At 68.3% G+C, this 21276-nt stretch carries 24 protein-coding genes; 21 read left to right on the top strand and 3 right to left on the bottom strand.

The genetic code is table 11. The features are described 5' to 3' along the window. Positions 1-121: 121 nt before the first annotated feature. Positions 122-946 carry an LLM class F420-dependent oxidoreductase gene (locus ACFV15_RS11820; protein ID WP_378350186.1) on the bottom strand — a complete coding sequence of 275 codons (825 nt, stop codon included), beginning with the start codon at positions 944-946 and terminating at the stop codon, positions 122-124. Between the two features lie 50 nt (positions 947-996). Between ACFV15_RS11820 and ACFV15_RS11815 the strand changes: the two genes are divergently transcribed. From ACFV15_RS11815 to ACFV15_RS11795, 5 genes are all read left to right on the top strand, one after another. Then, positions 997-1899 carry an aldo/keto reductase gene (locus ACFV15_RS11815; protein ID WP_378350185.1) on the top strand — a complete coding sequence of 301 codons (903 nt, stop codon included), beginning with the start codon at positions 997-999 and terminating at the stop codon, positions 1897-1899. A gap of 65 nt (positions 1900-1964) precedes the next feature. Then, on the top strand, positions 1965-2855 hold the full coding sequence (locus tag ACFV15_RS11810; RefSeq protein ID WP_378350184.1) for an SDR family oxidoreductase: 891 nt from the start codon (positions 1965-1967) through the stop codon (positions 2853-2855). Positions 2856-2863: 8 nt separating this feature from the next. Continuing rightward, positions 2864-3337, top strand: coding sequence for a pyridoxamine 5'-phosphate oxidase family protein (locus tag ACFV15_RS11805; protein WP_378350183.1), 474 nt, complete (start codon positions 2864-2866; stop codon positions 3335-3337). Between the two features lie 64 nt (positions 3338-3401). Then, entirely contained in the window at positions 3402-4256 is an 855-nt protein-coding gene (locus ACFV15_RS11800) for a metal-dependent hydrolase (protein ID WP_378350182.1), read from the top strand. Next, positions 4256-5233: a PDR/VanB family oxidoreductase gene (locus tag ACFV15_RS11795; protein ID WP_378350181.1), complete on the top strand. Its 978-nt coding sequence runs from the start codon at positions 4256-4258 to the stop codon at positions 5231-5233. Before ACFV15_RS11800 ends, ACFV15_RS11795 begins: the two co-directional genes overlap by 1 nt. On the opposite strand, the gene mftR is transcribed toward ACFV15_RS11795, so the two are convergent. Beyond that, positions 5230-5856, bottom strand: a complete 627-nt coding sequence (mftR, locus tag ACFV15_RS11790) for a mycofactocin system transcriptional regulator (protein WP_378350180.1) — start codon at positions 5854-5856, stop codon at positions 5230-5232. The two genes, ACFV15_RS11795 and mftR, sit on opposite strands and share 4 nt — an antisense overlap. A 61-nt stretch (positions 5857-5917) precedes the next feature. Here mftR and mftA point away from each other — a divergent pair, with 61 nt between their 5' ends. The 12 genes from mftA to mftF all read left to right on the top strand — a co-directional run bounded on the left by mftA (position 5918) and on the right by mftF (position 17528). Next, positions 5918-6013, top strand: coding sequence for a mycofactocin precursor MftA (mftA, locus tag ACFV15_RS11785; protein WP_091288609.1), 96 nt, complete (start codon positions 5918-5920; stop codon positions 6011-6013). Between the two features lie 8 nt (positions 6014-6021). Then, positions 6022-6285, top strand: a complete 264-nt coding sequence (mftB, locus tag ACFV15_RS11780; protein ID WP_378350179.1) for a mycofactocin biosynthesis chaperone MftB — start codon at positions 6022-6024, stop codon at positions 6283-6285. Next, on the top strand, positions 6282-7460 hold the full coding sequence (gene mftC / locus ACFV15_RS11775; protein ID WP_378350178.1) for a mycofactocin radical SAM maturase: 1179 nt from the start codon (positions 6282-6284) through the stop codon (positions 7458-7460). Before mftB ends, mftC begins: the two co-directional genes overlap by 4 nt. 2 nt (positions 7461-7462) lie before the next feature. Next, positions 7463-9352: a mycofactocin system FadH/OYE family oxidoreductase 1 gene (locus tag ACFV15_RS11770; RefSeq protein ID WP_378350177.1), complete on the top strand. Its 1890-nt coding sequence runs from the start codon at positions 7463-7465 to the stop codon at positions 9350-9352. Further along, the gene (locus ACFV15_RS11765; protein WP_378350176.1) at positions 9349-11307 is read left to right on the top strand and encodes a mycofactocin system FadH/OYE family oxidoreductase 2; all 1959 of its coding nucleotides are present in this window, start codon (positions 9349-9351) and stop codon (positions 11305-11307) included. The genes ACFV15_RS11770 and ACFV15_RS11765 overlap by 4 nt, the downstream gene beginning before the upstream one ends. Before the next feature lie 368 nt (positions 11308-11675). Then, entirely contained in the window at positions 11676-12350 is a 675-nt protein-coding gene (locus ACFV15_RS11760; RefSeq protein ID WP_378350175.1) for a mycofactocin-associated electron transfer flavoprotein alpha subunit, read from the top strand. Next, positions 12343-13683, top strand: a complete 1341-nt coding sequence (locus ACFV15_RS11755) for an FAD-dependent oxidoreductase (RefSeq protein WP_378350174.1) — start codon at positions 12343-12345, stop codon at positions 13681-13683. The genes ACFV15_RS11760 and ACFV15_RS11755 overlap by 8 nt, the downstream gene beginning before the upstream one ends. Before the next feature lie 8 nt (positions 13684-13691). Further along, a complete protein-coding gene (locus ACFV15_RS11750; RefSeq protein WP_091288615.1) occupies positions 13692-13982 on the top strand; it encodes a ferredoxin family protein in 291 nt (96 codons plus the stop codon). A 3-nt stretch (positions 13983-13985) separates the two neighbouring features. Next, the gene (locus tag ACFV15_RS11745) at positions 13986-14765 is read left to right on the top strand and encodes a mycofactocin-associated electron transfer flavoprotein beta subunit (protein ID WP_378350173.1); all 780 of its coding nucleotides are present in this window, start codon (positions 13986-13988) and stop codon (positions 14763-14765) included. Beyond that, positions 14762-15400, top strand: a complete 639-nt coding sequence (mftE, locus tag ACFV15_RS11740) for a mycofactocin biosynthesis peptidyl-dipeptidase MftE (protein ID WP_378350172.1) — start codon at positions 14762-14764, stop codon at positions 15398-15400. The genes ACFV15_RS11745 and mftE overlap by 4 nt, the downstream gene beginning before the upstream one ends. Next, positions 15397-16173, top strand: a complete 777-nt coding sequence (locus ACFV15_RS11735) for a mycofactocin-coupled SDR family oxidoreductase (protein ID WP_378350171.1) — start codon at positions 15397-15399, stop codon at positions 16171-16173. The genes mftE and ACFV15_RS11735 overlap by 4 nt, the downstream gene beginning before the upstream one ends. Then, positions 16170-17528, top strand: a complete 1359-nt coding sequence (gene mftF / locus ACFV15_RS11730; protein ID WP_378350170.1) for a mycofactocin biosynthesis glycosyltransferase MftF — start codon at positions 16170-16172, stop codon at positions 17526-17528. Before ACFV15_RS11735 ends, mftF begins: the two co-directional genes overlap by 4 nt. On the opposite strand, the gene ACFV15_RS11725 is transcribed toward mftF, so the two are convergent. Further along, positions 17494-17772 carry a YciI family protein gene (locus ACFV15_RS11725; protein WP_378350169.1) on the bottom strand — a complete coding sequence of 93 codons (279 nt, stop codon included), beginning with the start codon at positions 17770-17772 and terminating at the stop codon, positions 17494-17496. The two genes, mftF and ACFV15_RS11725, sit on opposite strands and share 35 nt — an antisense overlap. Before the next feature lie 154 nt (positions 17773-17926). Here ACFV15_RS11725 and ACFV15_RS11720 point away from each other — a divergent pair, with 154 nt between their 5' ends. From ACFV15_RS11720 to ACFV15_RS11705, 4 genes are all read left to right on the top strand, one after another. Beyond that, positions 17927-18505: an RNA polymerase sigma factor gene (locus tag ACFV15_RS11720; protein ID WP_370945615.1), complete on the top strand. Its 579-nt coding sequence runs from the start codon at positions 17927-17929 to the stop codon at positions 18503-18505. 92 nt (positions 18506-18597) lie between these two features. After that, positions 18598-19749: an N-acetylglucosamine-6-phosphate deacetylase gene (gene nagA, locus ACFV15_RS11715; protein WP_378350279.1), complete on the top strand. Its 1152-nt coding sequence runs from the start codon at positions 18598-18600 to the stop codon at positions 19747-19749. Continuing rightward, positions 19746-20069 (top strand): hypothetical protein, encoded by a 324-nt coding sequence (locus ACFV15_RS11710; RefSeq protein WP_378350168.1) that lies wholly within the window; start codon positions 19746-19748, stop codon positions 20067-20069. Before nagA ends, ACFV15_RS11710 begins: the two co-directional genes overlap by 4 nt. A gap of 35 nt (positions 20070-20104) precedes the next feature. Beyond that, complete coding sequence (locus ACFV15_RS11705) at positions 20105-20803, top strand: DedA family protein (protein ID WP_378350167.1); 699 nt, start codon at positions 20105-20107, stop codon at positions 20801-20803. The last annotated feature ends 473 nt before the right edge of the window (positions 20804-21276 follow it).

The raw sequence follows: 21276 nt of genomic DNA, 5'->3' as shown, positions 1-21276 counted from the left end.
ATATTCTACCGGGGTGGTCACATTTAAACATTAAATTTTCGGGCCCCCTGGGGGTGTGTGGCCGCGGGTTAGCACCGTTCGCAACACTCACGACCCCCGTGACCAGGCGAAACTCCCGAGGTCAGCGGAACGCTGAGATCACCGCCGCATAGTCGAGGTTCTCGCCGAGCACCTGCACGGCCACGTGGTCCGCGCCGGCGTCCAAGTGGGCACGCAGGCCACGCGCGATCGTCTCCGCGTCGCCCTGCGTCACGAGCGCGTCGATGAGCCGGTCGCTGCCGCCGTCGGCGAGGTCTTCGTCGGTGAAGCCGAGCTTGCGCAGCATGGTCGTGTAGTTGACCAGGCTGAGGTACGGGTTGCGGACGGCTTCCCTGGCGATCGCCAGCGCGCGCTCGCGTTCTTCGCCGAGCACGACCTTCTGTTCCGCGACCAGCAGCTTGTCCGCGCCGAGAAGCTCGCGCGCCTGCCGGGTGTGCTCGGGGGTGGTGAGGTACGGCAACGCGCCCGCCGTACGGTCGCCGGACAGCTTGATCACCTTGGGGCCGAGCGCGGCGAGCGCACGGGATTCGACGGGCACACCTGCCGCGTCGAGGCCATCGAGGTAGTCGACCAGTGCTTGATAAGGCTTCTTGTACTCCTGGGTCGCCTCTGGGTGTCCCGCGCCGATGCCCAGCAGGAACCGGCCGGGGTACTTGTCGGCCAGCCGGTGATATCCCGCGCCGACGCTTGCCGGGTCGTCCGACCAGATGTTGGCGATGCTGGTGCCGACGACGAGGGTGCTGGTCGCGGCGAGCAGGCTCTCGAGCTGTCCGATTTCGCTGACCAGCGACGGAGAACTGCCCACCCACAGCGCGCCGTAGCCGAGGCCTTCCAGCCGGACGGCCAGTTTGTCGTCGGTGAGCTGCTTCGGGCGCCAGACGCCGATCTTGCCGATTTCGAAGGTCATGTCCCCTGCAACCCGGGCGTCGGCGGGATTCATTCCGCTAACTTCTGGTCATGGCGAAAATCGGGGAACTCGAGGTCTGCGAACTCAATCTCGGCGGCAACGTCTTCGGCTGGACGGCCGACGAGGAGCAGTCGTTCGCGGTGCTGGACGCGTACGCGGAGGCGGGCGGCAACTTCATCGACTCGGCCGATGTGTACTCGGGCGGCAAGTCGGAGGCGATCATCGGCAACTGGCTCGCGCGCCGCGGCCGCCGTGACGACATGGTCATCGCGACCAAGGTGGGCAGCTGGGCCGAGCGGCCCGGCCTGTCGGCGAAGAACATCGCCGAGGCGGCCGACGACTCGCTGCGGCGGCTCGGCACGGATCACATCGACCTCTACTACGCGCACCGCGACTACGACGAAACCCCGCTCGAGGAGACCCTCAGCGCGTTCGATGCGCTGGTCAAGGCCGGGAAAGTCCGCCATATCGCCGCGTCGAACTACACCGCGACGCGGCTGGCCGAAGCACTGTCCATTTCGGACCGCGCAGGCTACGCGCGCTACGTCGCGCTGCAGCCGCACTACAACCTCCTCGAACGCGACTATGAGCAGGACCTGGCGCCGTTCATCGCCCGCGAGGGCTTGACGACGCTGCCGTATTTCGCGCTGGCCATGGGTTTCCTCGCCGGAAAGTACCGCTCGGCGGACACTCCGTCCGACAGCCCGCGGGCTCCCCGCGCGGCGGCTTACCTCAACGACCGCGGCGAACGCGTGCTGTCGGCGCTCGACGACATCGCGCAGGCTCACTCCGTCCCGGTGGCCGCGGTGTCGCTGGCTTGGCTGCGTGCCCAGCCGACGGTCGCCGCGCCGATCGCGAGCGCGCGCACGCCAGAGCAGCTCGCCGACCTGCTGCCCTCGCTCACGCTCGACCTGACCGCCGATGAGGTCGAAGCGCTCACCTCAGCCTACTGACGGGTAGCTTACTTGGGGTAAGTTCGGGTAGCGTGCCTGGCCAAGGGGTTGAGCAAGGAGGCGTCGTGGCCAGGAACACCGTCAAGGGCAAGGTCGTGCTGATCACCGGTGCCGCCCGCGGCATCGGGGCCGGGCTGGCGGAACGGCTGGCCGCACAGGGCGCCAAGGTCGCACTCGTCGGCATCGAGGCCGAGGAGCAGCGCAAGGTCGCCGAGGCGATCGGCGCGGACGCGAAGTCATGGGAAGCCGACGTCACCGACTGGGCCGCGCTCGAAAAGGCGACCGCGGGCATCGTGGAGCACTTCGGCGGCATCGACATCGTGATCGCCAACGCGGGCATCGCGTCGACCGGCTTCGTCCGCTCGGTCGACCCTGCCGCGTTCGAGAAGGTCATCGAGGTCGACCTGCTCGGCGTGTGGCGCACGTTCCGGGTCACCTTGCCGCACGTCATCGAGCGCAAGGGCTACCTGCTCGCGATCTCCTCGCTCGCCGCGATCACACACGCGCCCGGCATGGCCAACTACGCCGCCGCGAAGGCGGGCGTCGAGGCGTTCTCCAACAGCCTGCGTGCCGAGGTCGCGCATCTCGGCGTCAAGGTCGGCGTCGCGCACCCGACCTGGATCCGCACCGACCTGGTCGAAAGCGCCGACGCGCACCCGGTGTTCGGGAAGCTGCGCAGTGGCATGCCCGGCTTGATCGGCAAGACGTACCCGCTGTCCACCGCGCTCGACTGCCTGGAGGACGGCATCATGCGGCGCGGCCGCACGATCCACGTGCCGCGCTGGGTCGGCGCGTTGAAACTGATCCGCGCGTTCCTGCCGCCGATCATCGAATTCGGCTCCCGCACTCGCGTCCCCGCCGCAGACCGCGCCGCGCTCAAGGACATCGAAGAGCGTGGCGCGTACGAGGCTTCCGTGACCGGGCATGCTGGACGAGCCGCGACCACCCGCCACTAGGAGGCACCGTGTCCCGCCGTGATCAGATCCGCATGACACCGGAAGAGATCAGCACGTACTTCGACGAGCAGAAGGTCATCAACGTCGCGACCATGAACCCGAACGGGCGGCCGCATCTGGCGCCGCTCTGGTATTTCCCGCATGGCGACGGCGTCGCGACCTGGACGTACGGCACCTCGCAGAAGGCGAAGAACCTGCGCCGCCTGCCCGAGGCGACCGTGCTGATCGAAGACGGTGACAGTTACGACAAGCTCCGTGGCGTCTCGCTCGAAGCCGAGGTCGAACTCGTCGAGGACACCGAGCGGATCATCGAGATCGGCATCGCGCTGACGCAGCGGTACGCGGGCGGCAAGCCGGGCGACCCGGTGCCCGACGAGCTCAAGGCGTTCATCACCGCGCAGGCTGACAAGCGGATCGGGCTGATCTTCAAGCCGACGAAGGTGATCAGCTGGGATCACGGGAAGCTCGGCGGCACCTACTAGAAAGTAGGTGTTACCTCAGGTAACATGTACCCGTCCGACCTGCTCAGCGCCTGCGGAGGTCACGGTGAACGAAGACGAGCACCTGGTGCTCCATGCCAGGAACGTGGCGTTCGACTGGGCCTCGCTGCCCATGCACTGGGTACCTGGCGAACCGCAGGTCACGCACACGATCAACGTCCTGCACATCGCGCTGCCCGAGGGTGAGCGCTGGTTCGTGGAGTTGTTCAAGCAGGCCGTCCCGCTGATCAAGGACGACAGGCTGCGCGAGGACGTGCTCGGCTTCATCGGCCAGGAGGCCATGCACGCACAGGCGCACGACGGCGCCGCCGCGCATCTCGAAGCGGCAGGTGTCAACGTGCGCCCGTACATCGCGCAGATGGAGTGGATCTTCCGGCGGCTGCTCGGCGACCGGAATCTCACCGGCAAGGCCCGCGAGGAATGGATCATCGAGCGGGTCGCGGTCGTCGCCGCGATCGAGCACTACACGGCGTTCCTCGGCCAGTGGGTGCTCGACGCGCCGCTGGACGGCGCCGATCCGACCATGCTCGATCTCCTGCGCTGGCATGGCGCCGAGGAGGTCGAGCACCGCTCGGTGGCGTACGACCTGTTCCAGCACCTGGACGGGCGGTACACCCGGCGGGTGCGCAGCATGCTCGCGGTGACGCCGGTGCTGGCGTGGATCTTCTTGCGTGGCACGCGATTCTTGATGCGCAACGACCCGACGCGACCGGGCAAGGCGCGGTGGCGCACCTACTTCCAGGCGTCCAAGCGCGGCCTGCTGCCGACGGGACGTCAGCTGCTGCGTGAGATCACGCCGTACTTCCGGCGTTCGTACAACCCGGCCGACACCGGCAATACCGCGCAGGCCGTGGCGTATCTCGCGAACTCGCCTGCCGCACGGGCGGCCGACGCAGCCTGATGACGATGACCTACCCCGAGCGGCTGGATGGCAGCGCCCGGCGCGACCGGCTGATGTCGACCCTGTCCGGAGTCGTTGCCGCGTATACGAAAATGAGCACCTGGAGCGGCCGCCGCCGTCCGCCGGTTCGCGCGGTCGACCGGCGACTGCGCCTGACGGTCGACGACATCCGCGCCGAAGCGTCCGATGTGGTCAGCCTGCGGCTCACCGGCTCGCTGCCTTCGTGGCGTCCCGGTGCGCACATCGACCTGACGCTGCCGTCGGGCCTCGTCCGGCAGTACTCGCTGTGCGGCGATCCGGCCGACCTGTCGCATTACCGCATCGCGGTGCGGAAAATCGGCGCCGCGTCGTCCGAAGCGCACTCGCTCACGCCAGGCACCCGAGTGACCGCCCATGGCCCGCGCACGGCGTTTCCGTTGTTGCCAGCCGAAAAGTACCTGTTCATCGCGGGCGGGATCGGGATAACGCCGATCCTGCCCATGGTCCGCCACGCCGACGCGACCGGCGCGGACTGGCGGCTCGTCTACGCCGGACGCGACCGCGACTCGATGCCGTTCCTCGACGAACTGTCCGCTTTGGACTCATCGCGGATCTTCGTCCGGCCGGATTCCGAGTTCGGCATGCCGGTCTCCGGCGCTGAACTACTGGAGAACACGGCACCCGGCACTGCCATTTACTGCTGCGGGCCGATTCCGATGATCACCGGCGTTCGGCAAGCGACCGAGGAAATCGTGTTCTACGAGCGATTCTCGCCTCCGCCGATCGTGGCGGGCAAGCCGTTTCAGCTCACGTTACGCGACGGCCGGACGCTCGAAGTGCCAGCCGATCGCTCGGCGTTGGACGTCCTGCGCGAGGCGATTCCCGGCGTCGCCTACTCGTGCCGTCAGGGCTTCTGCGGAACGTGCGCGATTCCCGATTCAGAAGGAACACCCGTCCGCGTTTGCGTCGACCGCGAGTCGGTCAAGCTCGACATCTAGACGTCCTTGAACCCGGATGCCAAGTCCCGCAACGCTTTGTCCAGCAACGGGATGAGTTCCGCGTCCTCGTCGGACAGCCACTGCTCGTAGGCCGCGACGGCGACACCGAGCACGGCATGCGAGATCGCTTGCGGCTCAAGGGAATTCGCGGGCTGACCGAGCCGCTCGGCGACGAAGTCGGCGACCACGCGCCGCCAATCGGCGTACCGCAACGTCGAATGTGCCTGCAGCGCGGGCACATTCAAGATCAGCGAGAGCCGTCGCCGATGCCAGGGCACCTCTTCCGGCTCGACGCTGTTGAAGCCGACGACGACGTCACGGATGGCGTCCATCAGCGGCAGTTCGGGCGCGCAGGCGCGGAAGCGGGCGTGCATGTGGACCAGCTGCTCGTCGAAGCTGCCCCAGGCGATGTCGTTCTTGGACGGGAAGTAGCGGAAGAACGTCCGGCGGCCGATCCCGGCGGCGGCGGCGATGTCGTCGATCGTGGTGTGATCGAAGCCGCGCTCGTCGAACAGCGCGAACGCGATGTGCTCCAGTTCGCCCTTCGAGGTGATCTTGCGGCGGCCACTGTGGCGAGCGCCGTCAGGGCTCTCAACAGGCACGCGGACACTCACCCCTTCCATTTGGCACTGAGTGCCATTACCGTCGTTCTCGTCGATTAGAGCACGCACTGAGGAGCACACCATGCCCGAAGCAGAGCGCGAAGTCGAAGAGGCCCCCGCTGTCGAAGAGCTCCTCGTCGAAGAGGTCTCCATCGACGGCATGTGCGGCGTGTACTGAGCACGGGCATGGCACTCGACCTGGACAAGCCGTATCGCCTGAACCCCAGCGTGGCCTTGCGGCCTGAGCCGTTCGGGGCGCTCGCGTACCACTTCGGCAACCGCAAGCTGTCTTTTCTCAAGGCCCCTGACCTGGTCGAATTCGTCAAAACCCTGGGTACGCACGCCAGCCTGCGCGCGGCGCTCACCGAGCTGCCCGACGGGCGCGCCCCGAGCTTTCTCAAAGCACTCGACTCCCTGGCCGCCACCGACATGATCGTGGAGGGCTCGTGACCGCCGTAGTCGCCCCATTGGTCGAGCAGTTCAAGTACGGGCTCGACGCACCGATCTGCCTGACGTGGGAGTGGACCTACGCCTGCAATCTGGCCTGTGAGCACTGTCTTTCCTCGTCAGGGCGGCGCGATCCGAACGAACTGTCGACCGACGAGATCAAGGCCGTGATCGACGAGCTCGAGCGGATGCAGGTGTTCTACGTGAACGTCGGCGGCGGCGAGCCGACCGTGCGCTCCGACTTCTGGGAGCTGCTGGATTACGCGATCGCGCACCATGTGGGCATCAAGTTCTCCACCAACGGCGTCAAGATCACCGCCGAGCGGGCCAGGCAGCTGGCCGCGACGGACTACGTGGACGTCCAGATTTCACTCGACGGGGCGACCCGCGAGGTCAACGACGCCGTCCGCGGGCCTGGCTCGTACGACATGGCGATGCGCGCGCTGCGCAATCTGGCCGACGCGGGCATGAAGGACTTCAAGATCTCGGTCGTGATGACCCGACACAATGTCGGTCAACTTGACACATTCAAAGAAATCGCGGACGACTTCGGCGCCCAGCTGAGGATCACCAGGCTGCGCCCATCGGGCCGTGGCGCGGACGTCTGGGACGACCTGCATCCAACCGCCGCGCAGCAGCTGGAGCTCTACAACTGGCTGGTCGCGAATGGCGAAAAGGTGCTCACCGGGGACTCGTTCTTCCACCTCAACGCACTGGGCTCGTCGCCGCTGCCGGGCCTGAACCTGTGCGGCGCCGGCCGTGTCGTGTGCCTGATCGACCCGGTCGGTGACGTCTACGCGTGCCCGTTCGCGATCCACGACGTGTTCAAGGCAGGCAACGTCCGCGGCGACGGTTTCGGGACTGTGTGGCGGGAATCCGCGCTGTTCCAGGACTTGCGGCGGCCGCAGACCGGCGGCGCGTGCAACTCCTGCTCGGCTTACGACAGCTGCCAGGGCGGCTGCATGGCGGCGAAGTTCTTCACCGGGCTGCCGCTGGACGGGCCGGATCCCGAATGCGTCAAGGGACACGGCGAACACGCACTGTCCACACGCGACGGTGACGCGCTGCCGAAGCCGAGCCAGGACCACTCACGACGGGTCTCGCTGGGCATTCCGTCCATTCGCGTCCGCGTGCCGGACCGCGCGTGCGACACGAGCCCACTGGCAGGTTTGGCGTAACGATGGCAAGTCTCACCGGCAGCGTCGAGCTCGGCTCACGGACGGCTCCCAGCCGGGTGCTGTTCGGGCCGCACGAGACCAATCTCGGAATAAGGCGGGCTTTATCCCCGCGTCACGTCGCCTACTACGAGGCGCGTGCCGAGGGCGGCGCTGGGGTGATCGTCACCGAGATCGCCTCGGTACACGAGTCGGACTGGCCGTATGAGCGTGCGCCGCTGGCGGCGGACTGCGACTGGTCGGCGATCGTCAAGGCGTGCCGTCCACATGGGACTCTGGTGCTCGCCGGGTTGGGGCATTCCGGTTCGCAGGGGTCGACAGCGTATTCGCAGGATGCGCTGTGGGCACCGTCGCGGGTACCGGATGTCGCGAGCCGCGAGCTGCCGTTGGAAATGGACGCCGGGCAGATCCAGGCGCTGATCGACGGGTTCGCGCGCGCGACCGGCGTCGCCGTCCAGTCCGGTGTGGACGGTGTGGAGATCAACGCCGGGCAGTTCAGCCTGCTTCGGCAGTTCCTCTCCGGGCTGACGAACCAGCGTGGCGACGACTGGGGCGAGGACAAAGGCAAGCTACTGCGCGAAGTCCTCACGGCCGTCAAAGGCGTGCTCGGCAACGGGATTCTGGGTCTGCGGCTGTCGTGCGACGAGCTGGCGCCTTGGGCGGGAGTGACGCCGGAGCACGCCGTCGAGCTGGTGCGGTCGCTGGACGTCGATTACCTCGCGGTCGTTCGCGGCTCGGCCATGGGCACCTCCGCTACCAGACCGGACCTGCACACCGAGCCGGGATTCAATATCGAACTGAGCCGCCGGATCCGGGCGGTCGCGACGTTTCCCATTGTGCTGCAAGGCAGTGTGGTCGACCCCGGTCAGGCCCAGTGGGCGCTGGACGACGGGGTCGCCGACCTGGTGGAGATGACGCGCGCGCAGATCGCCGATCCCGCGCTCGTGTCGAAGGTCCGCGCCGGGCACTCGATCAGGCCGTGTTCGCTGGACAACGCGAAATGCATGGTCCGCGACAACCGCAATCCACTCGTCACCTGCTCCGCCGAGCCCCGCAGCGGGCACGAGAGCACCGACCCCGGAATCGAGAGCGGCGCGCCCCATGATGGACACGCACTGGTGGTTGGCGGGGGCCCGGCCGGGCTCGAAGCGGCACGAGTGCTCGCCTTGCGTGGTTATCAGGTCCGGCTCACTGAGCGGGCGGCGGAACTGGGCGGAGCGCTCGCGCTCGCCGCGAAGGTCGGCGGACGCGGCCGTCTCCAGTCCTTTGTGGACTGGTTGATCGCGCAGGTGACCGCGCTCGGCGTGGACGTCCGGCTGAAGACCGAGAGCACCGCGGCCGATCTGGAGCAGGCTTCGCGGAACGGGGACGTGATCGTGCTGGCCACCGGGAGCAAGCCTGGCCGGCGGCCCTACTCGGTCGTCGGCGAGCCACATGTCGTTGGGTACCAAGAGTTCTACGAGGCGGGCGCGTTGGTCTCGGATGGTCCGGTCGTGGTGTTCGACCCCGTTGGCGGGCCGATCGGGGTCGGCACCGCCGAGCTGGTGGCGGCGTCCGGCCGCGAGACCGCGTTGATCACGCAGGACCAGGTGGTCGGCACGCTGCTGGCGATCACGGGTGATCTCGCCGACGCGAACCGCCGGGTGCAGCAGGCGGGCGTCACGCTGCACAAGGCCACGCTGCTGCGCGAAGTGCACCCGGCGCATCTGGTGGTCGAGGACCGGTTCACGGCACGACGCCGTGAAATCCCCTGTGCCACCTTGATCGACTGCGGCCATCGGCTGCCGGACGACTCGCTGGCGCATCCGGACGCGATTTCGGCAGGCGACCGCGTCGCGCCGAGAACCGTCCATGAGGCCGTGCTCGAAGGACGGCGCGCGGCGGGTGTGCGATGAGCGGCGGGCAGTACAAGTATCTGTTCACGCCGCTCAAGCTGGGGCCGGTCACGGTGAAGAACCGGGTCGTGTTCTCCGCGCACCTGACCAACTACGCCGAGGACGGCCACCCGAGCGAGCAGCACGCTGCGTACTACGCGGCGCGCGCGGTCGGCGGGGCCGGGCTGATCATCACCGAGGAACACTCGACGCATCCGACGGACTGGCCGTACGAGAAGCTGATCCACGGCTTCAACCCGTCGGTGGTGCCGGGGTACCAGCGGATCACGGAGGCGGTGCACGCGCACGGCGTGCCGATTTTCGCGCAGCTCAACCACAATGGCGGGCAGGCGTCGAGCATGTACTCGCGGCTGCCGGTGTGGGCGCCGAGCCCCGTGGCCGACCCGATGTTCCGCGAAGTGCCCAAGGCCGTCACGCATCGGGAGATCGCGGAGATCGTCCGCGGCTACGCGGTGGTGGCCGAGCATTGCGCGCTCGGCGGCTTCGACGGGATCGAGCTGCAGTGCTCACACTCGTCGATCGTGCGTGGTTTCCTTTCGCCGGCCACGAATATCCGTACCGATGACTACGGCGGTAGCTTGGAGAACCGGTCGCGGCTGCTGATCGAGATCGTGGAAGCGGTGCGCGCGGCGATCGGCCCAGGGCTGGCGCTGGGCGTGCGGATCTGCGGCGACGAGCTGATCGACGGCGGCACGACGATCGACGAGGCGGTGCGGATCGCGCAGCTCGTCGAGGCGACCGGCAAGGTCGACTACATCAACACCTCGATCGGCGTGGCGACCGCGACGCTGTACATGATCGAGGCGTCGATGCACATCCCGCCCGGCTACGCGATGTTCATCCCGAGCGCGATCAGGGACAAGGTGCGGATCCCGGTGGTCGGCGTCGGCCGGTTCAAGGACCCGGTGCAGGCGGACCGCGCGCTCGCCGAGGGGCACTGCGACCTGATCGGCGTCGTGCGCGGACAGATCGCGGACCCGGATTTCGTGCGCAAGGCGCGTGCCGGGCATGCCACGGACATCCGGACCTGCCTTTCGTGCAACCAGGAATGCGTGGGGCGGATGGGGCTCAACCGCTGGCTTGGCTGCATCGAAAATCCGCGCACCGGCAAGGAAGCGACCCCGTTGCCGATGCCGACCGTGCGTCCTCGGAACGTGCTCGTCATCGGCGGCGGTCCGGCGGGTCTTCAGGCCGCTTCGACCGCCGCGCAACGCGGACACCGCGTCACACTGGTCGAGAAGGCTTCGCAAACCGGCGGCCAGGTCGCGCTGGCCGCGAGTGTCCCCTCACGGGCGGAGTTCCTCGACATCACCCGGAACTTGCACGCCGAATGTCAGCGCTTCGGCGTCGAGATCCGCACGGGTGTCGACGCCGACCTGGACCTGGTGCGCCGAGAACGTCCCGACGCGGTGGTGCTGGCCACCGGCGCACACCCGGACCGGCCTTGGTGGGCGGGCTCGCTGGAGCGGATCGTCGACGTACGCGCCGTGCTCGACGGCTCGGCGAGTCCACAAGGGACGGTCGTACTCGTCGACGATCTCGGCTTCCACCAAGCGACTTCGACGGCGGAACTGCTCGCCGACCGCGGCTGCTCGGTGCGTTTGATCACCTCGGGCATGGTCGTCGGCCAGGACCTCGGCATCACCCTCGACATGGAAACCTGGAACGTCCGTGCCGACGCCAAGGGCATCGGCCAGCAGACCGACCTGGTCGTCATGGGCGCCGAGGCTGATGGTGACGGCGTCAAGCTGCAGGTACTGCGCCACACCACCGGCGAAAACCTCGAAATGGCCGCCGACTGGATCGTGCTCGCGGTGCACGCACGCCCCGCCGACGAACTGTGGGCCGAACTGTCCACAATGGACGTATCGGCATTCCGCGTCGGCGACTGCCTCACCCCGCGCCGAGCCCACGCCGCGGTCATCGAAGGCCACCGAGCGGGAGCGGCACTGTGATCGCCCTGATCCCGGTCCGCGACGGCACCCTCCCCGCCGGAGCCGACGAAGCCTGCGCGGAGGCCGGCGGTCACGCACTCCTGATCGGCTCAGGCACCCAAGCCGCGGCCGACGCCCTGACGTCCTTGCGGCACGCCATCCTGGCCGAAGCCGGCGACTACGCCCCGTCTGCCTGGGCAGCGGTCCTGGCTCAGCATTTCCGCAGGTCAGCGAGCTCCCAGGTACTAAGTTCGCCCCCCACCCTCCCTGGGGGCCAGCCCTACAACAGTCTATCGCCACCCCAGGCCACGACACCCCCATCCACAGGAGTTGTCCACACCCGAGAGCAACTGTGGAAAACTGGAAAATCCCCAGGTCAGACCGTCATTTTGCCCGCCTCGCCCGACGGCAGGGACCTCGCTCCACGACTCGCGTTCGCGCTCGGCATCCCGCTGCTCGCCGGTGCGATCGAGATTCACCGCACCGGCGCGAGGCTCGCGCGGTGGGGCTCGAAGACCATGGTCGACGTCGAGGTCGACGGGCCGTTCGTCGCGACGTTGATCCCAGGGGTACGCACGGTCCAGAGCGCCAGTGAGGAGTCACGCACCCAACTCGACTGGCCCGAGCAGCCCGCACAAGACGCCGAGGTGCTCGAAGTGCTTCCCCCGGACCCGAAGACCGCGGACCTCGCGGAGGCGCCGAGGATTCTCGGAGCCGGAGCGGGGCTTACCAAGAACGGCGGCAAGGAAGCCATCGAGTTGCTTGAGAAGGTCGCCGATGCGCTGAAAGCGTCTGTCGGCGCGACGCGAGTGGTCACCGATGCGGGGCATGCCAGCTATCAGCGGCAGATCGGGACCACGGGGGTCGTCGTCGATCCCGAGTTGTACATCGCGTTCGGGATTTCCGGGGCCGCGCAGCACATCGGCGGCCTTGGTGCGCCGAAACACCTGGTCAGCGTCAACACCGATCCGAGCTGTCCGATGACCGCCATGGCCGATCTCGGCATCGTCACCGACGCGACCGCACTACTGGCCGAACTCGCCAAGGAGATCACGCATGAGTGAGCACGCGGGTCCGGCGACGAAGACGGCACAACCCACCGCGAACGCCACCACCTTCGACGTCGTGGTCGTCGGCGCGGGACCGGCCGGCTCGGCCGCCGCGCTGGAACTCGCGAGGCAAGGACATCACGTCGCGCTGGTCGAGCGCGGTGCCTTCCCCGGCGCCAAGAACGTCTACGGCGGCGTGATCTACGGCCGCATCCTCGACGAGCTGATCCCGAACTGGTGGGAAGAAGCGCCGGTCGAACGCTGGGTCACCCGGCGCCAGACCATGCTCATGACGCCCACCCAGTCCCTCACCCTCGACTTCCGCACCGAGAACTGGGGCAAGCCGCCCTACAACGGCGCCACCGCGCACCGCGCCAAGTTCGACGCCTGGCTCGCTTCGAAGGCCGAGGAAGCCGGGGCCGAGCTGATCACCTCGACCGTGGTCACCGGCCTGCTCACCGAAAACGGCCGCGTCGTCGGCGTCCGCACGGACCGCCCGGACGGTGATCTGAAGGCGCGGATCGTCATCGCCTGCGACGGCGTGAACTCGTTCCTCGCCAAACAGGCGGGCATGTACCCGGACGGCCAGGTGCATCACACCACGCTCGGCGTCAAGGAAACCCTCGCGCTGCCAAGGGAAACCATCGAAGAACGGTTCGGCGTCAGCGGCACCGACGGCGTCGACATCGAACTCGTCGGTGGCACCCGCGGTATCGCGGGCGGCGGTTTCCTCTACACCAACCTCGACTCGGTGAGCGTCGGCGTCGTGCTGAGCCTGACCGAACTCGGCAAGGCGAAGGTCCGCCCCGAAGAGCTCATCGCCGACCTCAAACGCCATCCGGCCATCGCGCCGCTGGTCAAGGGTGGCGAGCTGATCGAGTACGCCGCGCACCTCATCCCCGAGGGCGGCTACAAGACCATGCCGAAGCTCACCGGCGACGGCATCCTCATCACAGGCGACGCCGCCGCGATGTGCCTGGCGGCCGGGATCTGGCTGGAGGGCGTCAACTTCGCCATCGGCTCCGGCATGTACGCGGGCCGGGCGGCGGCGAACGCGCTGGCCAAGAACACGACCGACCTGTCGGAGTACGAGCGCATGCTGCACGAGTCGTTCGTGCTCGCCGACCACCGCAAGCTCAAGGGCGCGCCGGAACTGCTGCTCGGCGACCGCGTGCAGAACAAGTACCCGGCGATGATCTGTGATCTGGTCGAGAACCTGTTCCAGGTCACCAACCCAGAGCCAAAGCCAGGTCTGCGCAAGCTCTTCCGGCGCGGCGCGAAACAACACGGCATCCGGCTACGCGACCTGGTCAAGGACGCGGTCGCCGGGTTCCGGGCGTACGGATAGGCGGGCCGATGGACTACCCAGAGATCTCCTTCGAGGACCGAATGTCCACAGTGGACTTCCAGGTCTCGCAGCGCGCGCACATCGAGGTCGACTCCGAGATCTGCAACTCCTGCACCACCCGCGAGTGCGTGCACGCGTGCCCGGCGAACCTGTTCGTGCCCACCACCGACGGCGGCATCCTGTTCAACTACGAGCAGTGCTTCGAGTGCGGCACCTGCTATCTGCTGTGCAACAAGCAGGGCGCGATCAGCTGGACCTACCCCGACGGTGGCGACGGCGTCACCTTCCGGAAGGGGTGAGCCGTGCTGATCGTGGTCGCTCTGCGCTGGATCGAGGCGCTGACCAGCGGGCTCGGCGCCGCCGACGAATGCGCGCTCGAGCACGCGCTGCGGCTCGCCGAGCAGCTCGACGCCCAGACGCTGGCCGTCACCGCGGGCCCTGAGCCTGCCGAAGCCGTGCTCCGCACCGCGCTCGCGGCGGGCATCGGCGACGCGCTGCGCGTCGACCTCACCGAGGACGAGACCGACGACGGTTCCCGCGTCGCCAGGGCGCTGGCCGACGCGATCCCGGCCCCGGATCTCGTGCTCTGCGGCGATCACTCGGCCGATCGCGGTACCGGCGCCACCCCCGCGTTCCTCGCCGCGGCGCTCAACGCCCGCCAAGCACTCGGCGCACTCTCCGTCGCCTGGGACGGGAAGCTGCTGGTAGAGCGCCGGCTCGATGGCGGCCGACGGGAACGCCTCGCGGTCGGCCTGCCCGCGGTCTGCTCGGTCGAGCCTGCCGACGTACGCCTGCGCCGCGCGTCGCTGCCCGGCCTGCTCGCCGCGCGCAAGGCGTCCATCACCGTCCACAAAGCTCTGTCCACACCAGACATTCGGGTAATCGTCGAGAGCACGCGACGCTTCAGCCCGCGTACCCGGCGCGTGCCGCCGCCGGAAGGCGCCGAGCCGCACACCCGGCTGCTCGCGCTGACCGGCGCGCTCGCCGAGCACGACCCGCCGCGGCTCGTCCACCCCGCCGATGCCAAGGCCGGCGCCGCCGAACTACTCGCCTACCTGCGGCAACACGGGTACCTGGAATGAGCGGGACCTTGCTCGTGCCGACCGGCTCGTGCGAGCAGCACGGCCCGCATCTGCCGTTCGACACCGACACCCGTATCGCGACCGCCGTCGCCACCGGAGCAGGCGAACTGGTCGCGCCCGCGCTCGCCTATGGATCGTCCGGTGAGCATGAGGAGTTCGACGGCACGGTTTCCATCGGGCACGACGCGCTCCGGACCGTGGTGGTCGAGTTCGGCCGGTCGGCCTGCCGCTGGGCGGACAAGCTCGTGTTCGTCAACGCGCACGGCGGCAATGTGCCCGCGCTCGTCTCGGCGATCCGGTTGCTGCGCTACGAGCACCGCGAAACGGCGTGGTTCGCTTGTGCGCCACCAGAAGGCGACGCGCACGCCGGGCACACCGAGACCTCGCTGATGCTGGCCATCGCGCCGGAAACGGTCGACATGGGCAAAGCGGCGCCTGGCAACACGGCGCCGCTCGAGGACCTGATGCCCTCGCTGCGCAAAGGAAAACTGCGCGAACTCAGCCCGAACGGCGTGCTCGGCGACCCGACAGGGGCCACCGCCGAGCATGGCCACGAACTGCTGAATGCGCTGGTCACCGGCCTGCGTGCGGCGGTCGAACGCTGGCAGCCCGACTCGCACGGGCGGCTCCGATGACCGTCGCGATCGTCACCGGCGCGGCGCGCGGTATCGGCCACGCGACCGTCGAGAAGCTCGCCAAGGACGGCTGGGACGTCGTCGCCGTCGACCTCTGCGCCGACGACCCGCATGTCGGCTATCCGCTCGCCACGCGCGCCGAGCTTTTCGCGCTCGCGGACGCCTGGCCCAACGTCCGAGGGGTCGTCGCCGACGTCCGCGACGCCGACGCGCTGACCGGCGCGGTCCATGTCGCGCTCGACGAGTTCGGCCGGATCGACGCCGCGATCGCCGCCGCCGCGATCATCGCGGGCGGCCAGCCGTTGTGGGAAACCGAGGACAAGGACTGGGACGCGTTGTTCGACATCGGCGTCCGCGGTGTCGCGAACCTCGCCCGCGCGGTCATCCCCGCGATGCTGACCAGCGAAGAGCCACGGCACGGCCGGTTCGTCGCGCTCGCGTCAGCCGCCGGGCATCGCGGACTGTGGCGGCTCGCCGCCTACAACGCCGCGAAGCACGCCGTCGTCGGGCTCGTCCGCGGGCTCGCGACCGATCTGCGCGGCACCGGAATCACGGCCGTCGCGGTCTCGCCCGGTTCCACCGACACACCCATGCTCGCCGCCTCGGCCGACCTCTACGGCCTCGAAAGCATCGGCGAGTTCGCTCAGCACCAGCTGATCGACCGGATACTGCATCCGGCGGAGATCGCCGAGGTCATCGCGTTCCTGTGCTCGCCGTCGGCGTCCTCGATCACCGGCACGGTCGTGCACACCGACGGCGGGTTCACCGCGTGAGGACCGTCCGGCTCGACGCCGGCGTCCGCTGGCTCGACGACGAAACCCTGCTCGGCGGCGCACCCCCGCGACTGCTGCGGCTCTCGAAAACCGCCCGTGAGCTGCTCAAGGACAACGAGCTCACGGTCACGAACCCGGCCACGGCCAAACTGGCCGATCAGCTGCTCGCCGCGGGCGCCGCGCACCCGAAGAACCAGGCCACGAGCACGCGCCCGGTTTCCGTGGTCATCCCCGTCCACAATCGCTGCACCGAGCTGCGACGCCTGCTCGACGCGCTCGACCTGCCCGAGGACTCCGAGGTCATCGTGGTCGACGACGCGTCGTCGATCCCCGTGCCCGGCGCACTCCGCCACGAGACCAACCGCGGGCCCGCGGCCGCCAGGAACACGGGCCTCAAGGCCGCGCGGCACGAGATCGTCGCGTTCCTGGACTCGGATGTCGTGCCCGAACCGGGCTGGCTGGAGACGCTGCTCGCGCACTTCGACGATCCACGCGTCGCGCTGGCGGCGCCCAGGATCATCGGTTTGCGCAAATTCGGCGAAAACGCGCTGACCAGGTACGAACATGCCAGATCCTCGCTCGATCTCGGTCCGGACGAGGCGCTCATCGTCCCCAGGACGCGGGTCGCGTACGTGCCGAGCGCGGCGATGCTCGTCCGGGTATCCGCGGTCGGCGAAGGTTTCGCCGAGGAGATGCGGGTCGCCGAGGACGTCGACCTCGTCTGCCGCCTGCACGCCGACGGCCACCGGCTCGTCTACGACCCGGCCGCGCGCGTCGCGCACGAGCATCGCGACACGCTCGGCCCGTGGCTCGGCCGGAAGGCGTTCTACGGAACCGGCGCCGCGCAACTGGCGCTGCGGCATCCTGGCACGGTCCCGCCGGTCAATCTCCCAGTGTGGGCCGCGGCCGTCTGCGTGCTCCTGACCAGCCAAAAGCGCTGGGCTACGGTCTTGGCGGCGGTCATCACCGCGGTCAGCACCGCACGCCTGGCGCGCGCTCTCAAGATGGTGCGCGAGCCGGTGAAGACGGCTGCGCGGCTCAACGCGATGACGCTGACCGGCGCCGCCTGGCAGACCGCGGGCGCGTTGACCAGGCATTGGTGGCCGCTCGCACTGGCAGGCGCGCTTTTCTCACGCCGGATCCGGCGGGCGATCGCCGTCGCCGCGCTGGCCGAAGGCGTCGCCGATTGGTGGCAGCATCGCGGGGAACTCGACCCGGTCAGGTACGTGGCCTTTCACCGGATCGACGATCTCGCCTACGGCAGCGGCCTGTGGTGGGGCGCCGTGCGGCACCGCACCACAGCGCCGCTTCAGCCGAGGGTCACGCGGGGACCCAGGCGCCGATCACCGGGTTGAAGCCGCGGATCGTCCGCTCGGCCACCGCGCCCTCGAGGTAGTACGGGTCCTGGTTGATGATCTCCAGCAACGCGGTCTCGTCCTCCGCCTGATAGAGCGTCACCCCACCGGTGCCGTCGGTGAGCGGGCCCGCGACCGCCACCACGCCGTCGGCGGCGAGCTTGGTGAGGAATTCACGGTGCCGGGGCCGGACATCGCCGTACTTCTCTTGCACGTAGCGGATTTCGACGAAGAACCAGGCCATCACATCTCCTTGGCAGCGCTAGCGGTACGTTGAGACGCTACCGAGTCGCGTCCAGCCCGTGAGCTGGGCGTCTCACAATTTGAACTGTGGCAATACCCGGGCGACCCGATAGGCTGAGCGGGCGGATATCCAGGGTCAACGACAGGCGGGGCACATGTTGGAGGGCAGCGCGGAGCGGAGTGTGGAAGCCACACTCGGACACCTTCGCATCATCGACGGGCCGGTACCCGCACGGGAAGCCGCCCCGGCGCCGCTAACACTGGAAGACCTCTATCGCCAGCACCGCATGCGCCTGGTCCGCCTGGCGATCCTGCTCGTCGACGAGCCCGCGACGGCGGAGGACGTCGTACAGGAAGCGTTTACCGGCTTGCACCGCAACTGGGGCAATCTGCGTGACGCGGCCGCCGCGATCGGCTATCTGCGCACCGCCGTGGTCAACGGGTCACGCAGCGTGCTGCGCCGCCGCAAGACCGCTCGCGAGTACGTCCCACCACACGCGGTGAACGCTCGATCGGCCGAAAGCCTCGCGATGCTGTCCACCGAACACCAGGCGGTCGTCAGCGCCCTTTCGAAGCTTCCCCCACGTCAGCGCGAGGTTTTGGTGCTCCGCTACTACGGCGGGCTGTCCGAGGCCGAGATTTCGGAAGCCGCCGGTATTTCGAAGGGTACCGTGAAGTCAACCGCCAGCCGGGCGCTTGAAGCACTGCAAAAGGCCATGCAGACCTCCAACTGACCCGGTGATCCGTATCAAACCGCAAAGTTGTATCTGCCATGTCTGGTCCAGACCAATATATGCTGGGGTGCGTGAAGGGCGCCGGAGACTTTGTGATCACGGGCGGCCGGGTGGCAGGCCCGGACCGTCTACTGGACGATGGCTGGATTGCCGTCTCCGGAGGGCTGATCAAGCAGATTGGTAGCGGGACAGCTCCCGACGGGCACCATGTGGACGTGGGCGGGGCACTGGTCGTGCCCGGTTTCATCGACACGCACTGCCACGGCGGTGGCGGCGGATCATTCTCCAGCGGGGATCCCGAGGAGATACTGACCGCGGTGCGGGCGCATCGGCGGCACGGCACGACCACGATGATGGCGAGCCTGGTGTCGGACCCGATCCGCCTGCTCTGCGAGCAGATAGCCGCGCTGCGCGAGCTGCACGAGGACGGCGAGATCGCCGGTATCCACCTCGAAGGCCCGTTCATCTCGAAGGCGCGCTGCGGGGCACACGACCCGGACACGCTACTCGAACCGGACACGGCGACCATCAACGCGCTGCTGGCCAAGGGCCGCGGCGCTGTTCGTATGGTCACCCTCGCGCCGGAGCTGCAGGGTGGCGTCAAGGCCGTCCGCCAGCTCGCCGAGTCCGGCGTGATCGCCGCGCTCGGGCACACCGACGGCGTCGAAGAGCAGATCCGGCCTGCCATCGACGCGGGCGCGACCGTCGCGACGCATCTGTTCAACGGCATGCGCCCGCTGCACCACCGCGAACCCGGCCCGATCGGCGCGCTGCTCGACGACGAGCGCATCACGGTCGAGCTGATCTGCGACCTCGTCCACATTCACCCGACCGTGTTACGCATCGCGGCGGTGCACGCAGGGCTGAGCCGGACCGTGCTGATCACCGACGCGATGTCCGCGACCGACGCGGCCGACGGCAGCTACCGGCTCGGACGCCTCGAGGTCGACGTCAGCGGCGGCGTCGCGACGCTGGCCGAAAACGGCTCGCTCGCCGGCAGCACGCTGACCATGGACACGGCGTTCCGCAACCTGGTCCGTGGCGCGAAACTCGGCCTGCTCAGCGCGGTGCGCGCGACTTCGGGCAAGCCCGCCGAACTGCTGGGCATCGCCGACCGCACCGGCGCGCTGAAGCCGGGGCTGGCCGCGGACATCGTCGTGCTCGACGACGAACTGCGGCCGTCGAAGGTCCTCCGCAAGGGTGAGTGGGTCGCCGAGGTCGGAACAGCTACCGTGGGGTCATGAGCGAGGGGAAGGACCCGGAACGGCTGCTGGCCGACGCGCTGCGCGCGCAGGCCGTCTTCGCGCCGTCCACCACACCGGTCGAGTCGACGGCCGGCAGCATGCCCCCGCTGCAGTACGGGCTGCTGTCGGGCACCGGCGCGGACTCGCTCGAACGTGAGCGGGCCGCCCTCGATTCGTCGACCGAAGAGGTCACGCCACCGACCGTCCGGCAGCCGGTGGTGCCCACGCAGTCACCGTTGCCGGTGGTGTGGATCCTGGTGCTCGCGGTGCTGCTGGGGTTGGCCGCAGGCTCGGTCGTCGGGCTGCTCACCCTGCTGTAAGCCCGCACTCAGGGTGACCCTGTACCGTTTTTGTCGTGATCCTCGCGCAGTCCACGGTCCAGATGTCCCTCTTGCCCTCGTGGCTCGACCCGCAGCACCTGCTTTCGGGCCTGACCACGACGGTCATCGCCGTGCTGTGCCTCATCATCTTCATCGAGAGCAGCGTCTTCCCGGTGCTGCCCGGTGACTCCCTGCTGTTCACCGCGGGGCTGTTCATCGCGAACGACACCATCAAGGCGCCGCTCTGGCTGGTCTGCGTGCTGGTGACGATCGCCGCGCTGCTGGGCAACGTGACCGGGTACTTCATCGGCTACAAGGCGGGCCCCGCGCTGTTCAAGCGCCCGGACTCGAAGTTCTTCAAGCAGGAGTACGTCGACAAGACGCACGCGTTCCTCGAGAAGCACGGCCCGAAGGCCGTCGTGCTCGCGCGGTTCGTGCCGTTCGTGCGCACGTTCATCACCTGGATCGCCGGCATCGGCCGGATGGACCCGAAGCGCTACTTCACGTACACGGTCATCGGCGGCATCCTGTGGGCCGCGGGCATCACGGTGCTCGGCTACCTGCTGGGTGACATCGAGTTCATCAAGAACAACGTGGACGCGATCTTCATCCTGATCGTCCTCGTCTCCGTGGTCCCGATCGGGCTCGAGTGGCTCAAGGCGCGCCGCGAGAAGAAGGCGCACCCCGAGGCCGACGCCGAGGTCACACAGCGCATCCCCCGCATCGAGGGTTAAAGGACTCGTGAGCGGAAGGGCGACTGAAGGAATGAACGCCACAACGCTGAGCGAGCGACGCAAACACCCCGTTCATCCCGTCCAGCCCCGCCCCAGAACTCACACAAATCGGTGTGGTGAAGGGAGCCTTCACCACGCTCTGCGTGGTGAAGGCTAGGCCCTCATCTGCCCTGGCCGCGGAATCGAAGGCCGGTGCGTTGACTTTCCCCTCAATAGAACCGGCGTTTTGACGACCCACCCCTGGCGTGGGTGTGCCGGGCACGGCACGAACGGGGGTGCTGCGGTCAGAGTGGTGAACGTGGCGTTTGTGTGGTTGGCGAGTGGGTTTTGGGGCGTTGAACGACCTACTTCCCACACACCAGGCTGTGCGAGGGGCGAGGGCCTCCCTCACCAAAATCGGGTCGTGAGCGTTGCGGGCGGGGGGGGGGGGGGCCCCCCCACCACCCCCGCGCGAGAGGAGAACAAAAAAAAAA

Source organism: Amycolatopsis sp. NPDC059657 (assembly GCF_042734395.1).
GTDB lineage: Bacteria > Actinomycetota > Actinomycetes > Mycobacteriales > Pseudonocardiaceae > Amycolatopsis.
This window is presented reverse-complemented; position numbering and strand designations above follow the sequence as displayed.